The sequence below is a fragment of the Oscillochloris sp. ZM17-4 genome (genome assembly GCF_019599295.1).
In the GTDB taxonomy this organism is placed as follows: Bacteria; Chloroflexota; Chloroflexia; order Chloroflexales; family Chloroflexaceae; genus Oscillochloris.
On the sequence record NZ_JAIEWN010000004.1, the window covers coordinates 180780 to 190970 of the forward strand.

Genomic DNA, 10191 nt, shown 5'->3' on the forward strand with positions numbered 1-10191 from the left:
GCGCGCCCTGCCGGCGCGACGTCAGTCGCCAGCCAGGGGGCGCGCAGGACGTTGCACATGCCCTGGCTATACTACCAGCGCTGATCCTATCTACTACCAGGAGGTGAGAATGCACACGGTGGTGCTCCCCGACGGCGCGCCGATCGCCTACCACGACGAGGGCGCCGGCCCGCCCCTGCTGCTGATGCACGGGTTCACCGGCACCGCGCGCAGCCACCTCGGCGGCCTGATCGCCGACCTCGCGCGCGACCACCGCGTGATCGCGCCCGACCTGCGCGGCTACGGGGCCAGCCGGCCGCCCGCGCGCGACTTCCCGCCCGACTTCTACCAGCGCGACGCGGCCGACATGGCCGCCCTGCTCGACCAGCTCGACCCCGGCCCGGTCGTCGCCCTCGGCTTCAGCGACGGCTCCGAGAGCGCCCTGCTGCTTGCGGCATCGCGGCCCGACCTGCTGCGCGGCGTGGTGGCCTGGGGCGTGGCCGGCGTGATCTCGCCGCAGATGGCCGCCGCCGCCCAGCGCTGGCTGCCGGTCTCGGCGTGGGACGCGAGCAGGGCGGACTGGCGCGCCGAGATCCTGGAGACCCAGGGCGCAGAGATGCTGGAGCCGCTGGTCGCCGGGTGGGCCGCCGCCGCCGCCGCGATCGTGGCCGCCGGCGGCAACATCGTCTATGCGCAGGCTGACCAGATCCGCTGCCCGGCCCTGCTGATCAACGGCGACGGCGAGGTGAACAACCTGCCGGAGGATGTGCGCCGCCTGGCCGCGCGCATCCCGACCTGCCGCCTGGAGTTTGTCGCCGACAGCGGCCACAGCATCCAGGACGACCAGCCCGCCCGGCTCTCGGCGCTCATCCGCGCGTTTCTGACCGACATCGGCTCGTGATATGGGCCAGCCAACCCTGACGGCGATCGTCGGGCCGACGGCCGTGGGCAAGACGGCCCTGGCCGTCGCGCTGGCCCGCCGCGTGGGCGGCGAGATCGTCTCGGCCGACTCGCGGCAGATCTACCGCCAGATGGACATCGGCACGGCCAAGCCGAGCGCCGAGGAGCTGGCGGCCGCGCCGCACCACCTGGTCGATATCCGCGACCCCGACGAGGAGTTCTCGCTGGCGACCTACCAGGACCTGGCGCTGGCCGCGATCGCCGACATTGTGGCCAGGGGGCGCGCGCCGCTGCTGGTGGGCGGCACCGGCCAGTACCTGGCCGCCCTGCTGGAGGGCTGGCAGATCCCGCGGGTGCCGCCGCAGCCCGCGCTGCGCGCCGACCTGGAGCGCCAGGCCGCCGAGCTGGGCGCCGGGGCGCTGCACGCCCGCCTGGCCGAGGTGGACCCGGCCGCCGCCGCGCAGATCGCGCCGACCAACCTGCGCCGGGTCATCCGCGCCCTGGAGGTCTACATGGTCAGCGGCGAGACGATCTCGGCCCAGCAGACGCGGGTGCCGCCGCCCTACGCCATCCGCACGATCTGGCTACAGCGCGACCGCGAGGAGATCTACCGCCGCGCCGACGCGCGGGTGGACGCGATGCTGGCCGCCGGCCTGGCCGATGAGGTGGCCGGCCTGCGCGCCCGCGGCTATGGCTGGGAGCTGCCGTCGATGTCGAGCCTGGGCTACATCCAGCTGCGGCCCTTCCTGGAGGGCGAGGCATCGCTGGAGGCCTGCGCCGAGCGGCTGAAGTTCGACACCCACAGCTTCATCCGCCGCCAGGGCGCATGGTTCCGCCGCCTGCCCAACCTTGAGGCATGGGAGCCCGAGGGCGAGGGGTGGACAGAACTGGGCGGGTAGCCGAGGGTTTTGACAGGGCATGAGCAACGTCCCTGCCCCCCCGGCTGGCGACTGGAAGTCGCGTCAACGGGGCGCGTTGCGCCGGGCGTCGGCCTGCGCCGACGCCGGAACCGCCCGCGCAGGCGGGCGACTGTCCGCAGGCCCCCGCGGCGCGGCTTCAGCCGCCAGCGACGTTGCAACATGGGCGGGACGAGCGCAGCCAGGCGCACAAGGCCCCCGCGGCGCGGCTTCAGCCGCCAGCGACGTTGCAACAGCCCTGAGAGCTTTGCCCCCTCTGCTTGCGCGGCCTTCTGCCGATCTGCTAAGATAGGCTATCGTACTCCACTAGCCAGACAACGGAACCGCCTTGGCCAGCGCAGATCTTGAGATCAGCCTCTACCGGCAGGGCGACGCCCAGCTCCTCGCCGATGCCCAGTTGACCCACGGCGATACGCGGGCGATGCGGGCCGAGCGTGTGCCGGTGGCGATTGATTCCGTGGCCCTGCTCGCCGCCGACGGCGACCCCGAGGCGTATGGGCACCTGCTCAGCCGGGCGCTCTTCCACAGCGACGCGCTGCGCTCGGCCTGGGACACGGCCCGAGGTGCCGCCCACGGCGCCGGCTGCGAGCTGCGCCTGCGGCTGAGCCTGCGCGCCGACGACATGCACGCCCTGTGCTGGGAGCGGCTGCGCGACCCGCAGACAGACGCGCCCCTGGCCAAGAGCGCCCAGGTGCTGCTCTCGCGCTACCTCAGCTCGGGCGACCTCACGCCGGTGAGGGTCGGGCCGCGCGGCGACCTGCGCGCCCTGGCCGTCGCCGCCAGCCCGCGCGGCCTGCGCCCCGGGATGGCCCCGGTCGATGCGGCCGGCGAGCTGCGCCTCGCCCGTGATGCCCTGGCCCCGCTGCCCATCGTCGCGCTCGGCGACCCAGATGGCGGGCCGCGCGCCTCGCGCCGGGAGCTGCTGGCGGCGCTGAGTGACGGCTGCGACCTGCTCTACCTGGCCTGCCACGGCACGCTGCACAGCGGCGAGAGCTACCTCTGGCTGGAGGATGAAGGCGGCGCCGCCCAGCGCGTGGGCGGGGCCGATCTGGCCCAGGCCATCGCCGGGCTGCGCCGGCGGCCGCTGCTGGTGGTGCTGGCCGTCTGCGACAGCGCCGCCGGTCCCCAGGGCGAGGGCGCGCTGGTCGCGCTCGGCGCGCGGCTGGCCCGCGCCGGCGTGCCGGCGGTGGTCGCCATGCAGGGGGCCGCCCCGGTGAGGCTGATCGAGCAGCTTATGCCGGCGCTCTTCCAGCGGCTGCTCGCCCACGGCCAGATCGACCTGGCCCTGTCCCAGGCCCGACAGACCCTCGACCCCGGCCTGCCCTGGTGGATGCCCGCCCTGCTGCTGCGGGTCGCCGACGGCAGGCTCTGGCGCCCGGAGCGCGCCCGCGAAGATCGCGCGATGCCGGACGCCGATCCTGACCGCGAGCGGGCCTACGACCCACGCGAAGATCGCGGCATCGACGATCTCCAGCTGACAGGCGCGCAGCCCGACCGCGCCGCAAGCGAGATGCCCGACAGCCATTCGCGCCCCCCTAGCGACACCTCCGACACGCTGGAGAAGCTGCGCCAGATGATTGACGGGACGATGCTGCGGGCGCCGCATGAGCGGAAACGACTCTTTACGGACATCAACTCATTAGTTATGAAAGCGCAAGCAATCTATGGCGATGATTATGCGCCGCTACTCTTTGAAGAGGCGCGCTTTTCCTATCTCAAGGGAAGCCACGCGAAAGTCTCCAAGCTGCTCCGTAACATTATCGAGAGCTATGGCCAGCCCGCGAAGCACGCCATCTCAGAGCGCGAGATCTACGAGCTGAGAGCGATCAATTACTATGCCGTATGGGCGAAACAACCGCTCAATTCTAGCCCAGTTGATCCGATCAAGCATATCCGGCAGATAGCCGCTGATATTGGGACGATCCATAGCCACCATCTGGTACACACCCCGCTGGCCTGGCTCCTCCGCCATGAGCTCCTAGACAAGATCGACCAGCAGCAGAAATCCGCCCCCGCCGCGCAGCGGCAAGGGGCGAGCGGCAGCGCCGCGCGCAGCCGCAGCCTGAGCGACGAGGGGTTGGACGCCGCGAGCGAGCCTGACATCGACGCGCAGCTGCGTGCCGGCAGCGATGCATATGACCTCCGTGGATCGGCAGGAGCACGAGGCAATGACGACAGCTGAGCTCAGCGACGATAGCGCAAAAGAGATCCTCGACGCCTATCTCAACCTGGGGCTTGTCCTGCGCGAGGCCGGCGCGCACGCCGAGGCGATCGACGTCTTCCGCGCCGCGCTGCGGCGCGCCCCGCGCGAGCCGAACCTGCTGCTGCCCCTCGGCATGTCGCTGCTCGACTCGGGCCAGCATCGCGAGGCGATCGAGCAGCTCGCCGCGACGCTGGAGCATACGCGCAGCAATGACCGCCCGACCCGCGAGGCCGCCGCCGTCACGCTTCAGCGAGCGATCGACGCCTTGGACGCGGACGCTGTGCCGCCGGCCGCGGCGTACCGGCAGCTGGGCCGGGCCTACTGCCGGCTCGACCGCCCGGCGGAGGCCGAGGCGCTGCTCGAACGCCTGCGCGCACACGCTGCGCAGAGCGCCGACATTATCGAGGCCCAGGGCAGCATCCTCGTCGACCTGAAGCGCAACGAGGAGGCCCTGGCCGCCTTTGCGCAGGCGCTCGCACTGGACCCGCAGCACGCCGAGGCCCAGCGCAATCAGGCCCGCACGCTGCGGATTATGGGGCGCTATGACGAGGCGCTGGAAGCATTTGATCGGGCGATTAGCTTAAACCCCAGCGCGTTAGCCTATGGTGGCCGCGGCCAAACCTACCGCCTGATGCAGCGCTACGACGAGGCGCTGGCCGACTATAGCCAGGCGATTGATCTTGCGCCGGATGCGGGTAATTACACCTCGCGCGGCGAGACATATCGCCTGATGCAGCGCTATGATGAGGCGCTCACCGACTTCTCCCGCGCTATCGAACTTGACCCCAGCTATAGCTGGGTCTATAGGCAGCGCGCTCAAACCTACCGCCTGATGCAGCGCTATGATGAAGCATTGACCGACTTCACAAGTGCAGCTGAGCTTGGCCCTCATGACGCCTCAGCGTTTGCCTGGCGCGGCGAGACCTACCGCTTGATAAAGCGCTACGAGGAGGCCATAGCCGACTTCTCCCTCGCTATTGAGCTTGCCCCCAACTACACATGGGCCGTCGTCCAGCGCGGCATAACACATCGCTCGCTGAAGCAGTATGATCAGGCACTGACTGACTTCGCCCGCGCCATCGAACTCGATAATAATTACGCCTCGGCGTTCGCACAGCGCGGCGAGAGCTATCGGCTTATGCAGCGTTTTGACGAAGCACTCGCCGACTTCTCCCGCGCGATTGAGCTTAATCCTAAAGACGCCTCAGCATTCGCGCGGCGCGGCGAGACCTACCGCCTGATGAAGCGATACGACGAGGCGCTGACTGACTTCTCCCGCGCAATTGCGCTCAGTACGAATTACCCATGGGCGCTTGCCTCACGTGGCGTCACTTATCAGGCTGTATATCGCTATGGCGAGGCGCTGGCTGACTTGACTCGTGCGATTGAGCTTGACCCAAGTTACGCCTGGGCTATCGGCCGGCGCGGTGAAATCTACAGGCAAATGGGGCGTTATGATCATGCGATCGATGACTTCACTCGTGCTATCGAGCTCGATCATCATTTTGCCGCAGCAATTGGCGGTCGCGGCGAGCTCTATCGACAGACGAGGCAATATGAGAGCGCACTGACCGATTTTAACCGCGTCATTGAGATCGATCCAACATTTGTCGCCGCTATAGGAAGTCGAGGCGTTACGCTCCGCTCTCTTGGTCGCTATGATGAAGCACTCACTGATATCAATCGTGCGATTGAGCTTGAGCCAGAGGTTGATTTTGGCTTTTACCACCGCGCGATCCTCCACGAGCTGATCGGCCGCCCCGAGGAGGCCCGCGCCGATCTCGAGCGGGCGCTGGAGTATGGGCAGAAGAGATTTGAGGCGAGCCCGGAGAACTGGCGCCTCGGCTTCAACCTGGCGCTCTACCGGCTCGCCGCCGGCGACCATGCCGGCGCGGAGGAGCTCTACCGGCGCGGCGCGCATCTCGCGCCTGAGGTCGAGCTCCGGGAGGCCATCGCCGACCTCGACGACTACCTCGCCGCCTACCCCGCGCACCCCCAGGCCGCCGCCATGCGCTGGTGGCCTGAGGCCCAAACTGTCAAGTGCGTTTGAAACATGCCTAATGGCAGGATTGCTTGTATGCCCCTCTCGGTCACGCGCCCGTTCCTCACGCCATCGATCGCATCGGCGACCGTCACCACCTTCTGCGCGCTCCAGTCTATGGGGCGCGCCATGGAAGACGTGGTGCTCCAGGGCCTCCCCGACGCGCATCTGGCCGTGGGAGCGCGCCACCTCTCGGCATTCCACCAGGAGGCGCCGCACTACCGCCAGATCGCCACAGCATACGAGCGGATCTGGGTCTGCGCGGTGGCCGATGACGACCCGCCCGAGATTGACGGCATCACCTTCGCGCCGATCAGCCCCGACTGGCCAGTGGCCGACGAGTGGTTCGTGGTGGTGAACGCGCCCGGCTTCGCCTGCGCCCTCCTGGCGACGGAAGTCTTCGAGACCGACGGGCTCCACAGCCGAGATCGCTGCTTCCAGACGATGTTCACCAGCGACCCGCGGCTGGTCAACGCGATCTGCCGCAGCCTGTCGATCGAGCTCGACCTGCACATGGAGATCCCCGCCGGGCGCGACCCCGAGGCCCAGCAGCTCAACCTGCGCCGCTTCAACAAGCTCTCGCTGGAGTACCAGGAGCGCCAGACGCCGCGCCCCATCGGCCCCCGCATCACCGCCCCCCGCTGGACGCCGCCGGCCCCCCTCAGCCAGAGCGTCGGCGAGCGGGCGGTTGGCAGCACGGATTAGAGCACTGAGCAGCATGCTTGAGCCACTGAGTCACTGAATCTGGTGGCTCGCTGCGCTCGCGCCTTCCTGATGACAGGCTCAATCCCTCTGCCCGCCGCTCTAGGGACTCAGCCCCACCCACACCTACTTCCCGCCGAAGCCCTCGCGGATCACCCGCAGGCCCTCCAGGATCCACGGGTCGGACTCCTCGCTGTAGCGCGTCCAGTCCTGGGACAGGGCGATGTCAGGCTGAACGCCGACACCCTCCAGGTTCTGGCCGTTGCGCAGGCGAAAGCCCTCCTGGGCGACCCAGAGCCGCGCGCCGCCGGTGAGATCGTAGGAGTAGATCGTCTCGGTGTTGCCCGCCGAGGGCGCGCCGATCACGATCGCGCCGGCCTCGCGCTGGAGGATGCCGGCCAGCAGCTCGGCGTACGACGCGGTGCCGCCATCGACGAGCACCACCAGGGGCAGGCCACGCAGATCAGGGGGGGCCGAGGCAGCGATCTCCAGGGGCGTGTCGCCCTGGCGGCTGAAGAAGTCGCCGACGTGGCCACGCACAAAGTGGCCGAGCATCCCGGTGAGCACCGCGCGCCAGCCGCCCGGGTTGCGCCGCAGGTCGATGATCAGGCCGTTGAGGCGACCCTGCCGTGCGAGCGCATCGAGCGAGGATGCGACCAGGTCGGCCATATCATTCACCCAGAGCGTCGTCACCTCCAGGTAGCCGACGCGGCCCGGCAGCATACGGGCCTCCGGCGTGATTCGCCCCTCGACAAGCCTGCGGGTGAGCACCATATCGCGGCTGGCCGCATCGGGGCGCACCACCGTGATCCGCACCTTGCTGCCCGCCGGCCCCTGGATGTCGGCCCGCGTGTAGAAGACGCCGTCCACCGCCACGATCCGGTCACGCGCCCTGAGGCCGGCCCGGTCGGCCGGGCTATCGGGGAAGACGTGCTGGATCAGCAGCGAGTCGGCCAGGGGCAGGGCGATCACCCCGATCCCGACCTGCTCATCGATGCCGCTGCTCAGCACATCCTCGCGCTTCGCCGCGCTCGGCGCCAGCACGCGCGAGTGGTTATCGGCGAGCCGCTCCACCATCGCGCCCAGCAGGCGGTAGAACGACTCATCGCTCTGGGGCTGCGCGACGAGCGGCACAAACTCCTCGCGCACGGCGGCCCAGTCTAGGCCGCGGAAGTCGGAGTAGAGGTAGTTGTCGTTCACCGTCGTCCAGACCTCGGCGAGAATCTGCTGGCGCACCGTCGTCGGGATGCTCGTGGGCGTCAGGCTGGCGGGAGTCGCTGTCGCAGAGGGGGTCGGCTCAGGCGATGGCGCGGCGGTCGCGCGGGGCGGGGGCGCGGGGGTAGGCGTCGGGGGGGCCGCCTCTGGCGGGGCGGGGATCGCAGTGACGGCGGAGACGATCGCGATCGGCGTGCCAGTCGGGCGCGCGGGGGGCTGCGCCGCACGCGCGCCGCAGCCGGCGACGAGCAGAGATGCTGCCGCCAGCGCCGCGCCACGCCGCCAGAACTTGTCACCCCACCACCTTGTCACCTTGTCACCTTGTCACCTTGTCACCTTGTCACCGAGATCACTCTGTCGCAAAGGCCGCCGCCAGCACCTCGCCGGCCAGGCGGGCGCCGACGCTGCTGCCCTCGCCGCCGCTCTCCACCATCACCGCCACCGCGTAGCGCGGGCTCTCCAGGGGGGCCAGGGCGATAAACCAGGCGTGGGGCGGCGCGCCCGGCACGTGCTCGGCCGTGCCCGACTTCCCGCCCACCGCGATGCCGGGCGTGTACTCGCTCACCGAGCGGCCGAAGCCGTAGCGCGCCACCGCCGACATATCCGCCCGCATCGTCTTGGCGATCGCCGCCGACATCGCCCGGCGGATCGGCCGCGCCGACTGCTCGACGATCAGGCTGCCGTCAGGGCGGGTGATCTTCTGCACCAGGTAGGGCCGCATCATCACGCCATCGTTGGCGACCGCCGCCGTGATCATCGCCATCTCCAGGGGAGTGACGAGCAGCTGGCCCTGGCCGTAGCCGGTGTCGGCCATGCCGCGCGGCTGGTTCAGGAAGCCCGGGTCAACATACAGCAGGCTGGCCGCCGTCGGCAGGTCGGAGAACTCGCCGTAGGGCGAGGGAGCCTTCTGGGGCGGGTAGATATCGAACTGCCGCGCCGTATCGCCGAACAGGTCGGGGCCGAGGCGCACCGCATACTGGGCGAAGGCCGTGTTGCACGAGTAGGCGTAGACCTTCTCCAGGGTCGCCGGGTCGCCGGTGAGAGACGAGAGGTTGTCCACCGCATTCACCACCGGCGGCGCGCTCGGGTCGGGGCGATACTCCTGCGGGCAGGTGATGCTATCGGGCTGGGCGGCGCCCTGGTGCTCCAGGGCGGCGATCGCAGTCAGCGTCTTAAAGGTCGAGCCAGGCGGGTAGAGGCCCTGGGCCGGGCGGTTCAGCAGGGGCTGCCCGGCGCTATCGGCGTTGATCTGCGACCAGTAGTCCCCGATGCGGGCGTTCTCGGCCTCCCAGTCGGGCGCGCTCGGGTCAAAGCTCAGGCCGCGCGGGTCAAACCCCGGCTGCGAGACCATCGCCAGCACCGCGCCGCTGCGCGGGTCGAGCACCACCACCGAGCCGGTGCGCCCGCCGAGGGCCTGCGCGGCGCGGGCCTGCAGGTCGGCGTTCAGGGTCAGCACCAGGGTGTTGCCGCGCCGCTGCCCGCCGACGAACTGCTCCTGGATGCGCTGCAGCTCATTGCCGCGGTCGCCAGTCAGGTAGGCGGCGTAGGTCGCCTCCAGGCCGCTCTGGCCGTAGCGCGTGCTGAAGAAGCCGAGGATATTGCTGAAGGCGGCAGGGTCGTAGCGGTCGGCCAGCGGGTAGGATCGGCGGGCGAACCCATCGACCGAGTCGCTATCGGCCAGCACGACGCCGCGCCGGTCGAGGATCTGGCCGCGCAGCACCCGCTGCGAGTCGAGGACGGGGCGGACGTTGCTGGTGGTGCTGCCGTCGGCGCCGACGGCGACGTAGGTATAGATCGCGTCGGCCTGGACGAACTGCTGGCGCAGGAGCTGGAGGCTGAGCAGGCCGAATCCGACCAGGATGACGAGGCCCACGTTGGCGACGCTGCGGGGGAGTCCGCGCGGCGAGGCCGGCTGGCTAAGCCAGCCGGCCAGCCCGATCAGCGGGGCCGACGCCCAGAGACAGATCAGCCAGCGGGTATCAGCCTCGACCGGCTGAAGGATCCCGTAGCCGAGCAGGGCGAGCGCAGCCAGCACAAGGCCGGCGCGCAGCATTGATCGTGCCCCCATAAAGCCCATTGTTCTCGACTAAAAAGCGAAGTGGCCTGAGGCACACAGCGTACCAGGCACACAGCACCCACAATTATACTATACGTCTGGGTGGGGGGGCGGGCAGAGGCCGACGGATCCCAGGGCTGGTGCAAACGGGGCAAGCCCCCCGGCTGGCGACTGAAGT

7 protein-coding genes are annotated in these 10191 nt (G+C 69.6%); 5 read left to right on the plus strand and 2 right to left on the minus strand.

Annotated elements, in window-relative coordinates; genetic code table 11:
* Positions 1-109 precede the first annotated feature (109 nt).
* The 5 genes from K2Z83_RS05640 (at position 110) to K2Z83_RS05660 (ending at position 6745) form a co-directional block, all read left to right on the plus strand.
* Positions 110-880: an alpha/beta fold hydrolase gene (locus tag K2Z83_RS05640; RefSeq protein ID WP_220594196.1), complete on the plus strand. Its 771-nt coding sequence runs from the start codon at positions 110-112 to the stop codon at positions 878-880.
* A gap of 1 nt (position 881) precedes the next feature.
* Positions 882-1778 (plus strand): tRNA (adenosine(37)-N6)-dimethylallyltransferase MiaA, encoded by an 897-nt coding sequence (gene miaA, locus K2Z83_RS05645; RefSeq protein WP_220594197.1) that lies wholly within the window; start codon positions 882-884, stop codon positions 1776-1778.
* Positions 1779-2124: 346 nt separating this feature from the next.
* The gene (locus K2Z83_RS05650; RefSeq protein ID WP_220594198.1) at positions 2125-3978 is read left to right on the plus strand and encodes a CHAT domain-containing protein; all 1854 of its coding nucleotides are present in this window, start codon (positions 2125-2127) and stop codon (positions 3976-3978) included.
* Complete coding sequence (locus tag K2Z83_RS05655) at positions 3965-6049, plus strand: tetratricopeptide repeat protein (protein ID WP_220594199.1); 2085 nt, start codon at positions 3965-3967, stop codon at positions 6047-6049. Before K2Z83_RS05650 ends, K2Z83_RS05655 begins: the two co-directional genes overlap by 14 nt.
* A gap of 27 nt (positions 6050-6076) precedes the next feature.
* Complete coding sequence (locus K2Z83_RS05660) at positions 6077-6745, plus strand: DICT sensory domain-containing protein (protein WP_220594200.1); 669 nt, start codon at positions 6077-6079, stop codon at positions 6743-6745.
* Between the two features lie 123 nt (positions 6746-6868).
* Here K2Z83_RS05660 and K2Z83_RS05665 read toward each other — a convergent pair whose 3' ends face one another.
* Both K2Z83_RS05665 and K2Z83_RS05670 read right to left on the minus strand, forming a co-directional pair.
* The gene (locus tag K2Z83_RS05665; RefSeq protein WP_370650076.1) at positions 6869-8269 is read right to left on the minus strand and encodes a S41 family peptidase; all 1401 of its coding nucleotides are present in this window, start codon (positions 8267-8269) and stop codon (positions 6869-6871) included.
* A 37-nt stretch (positions 8270-8306) separates the two neighbouring features.
* Positions 8307-10025, minus strand: a complete 1719-nt coding sequence (locus tag K2Z83_RS05670) for a penicillin-binding protein 2 (RefSeq protein WP_220594201.1) — start codon at positions 10023-10025, stop codon at positions 8307-8309.
* Positions 10026-10191 lie beyond the last annotated feature (166 nt).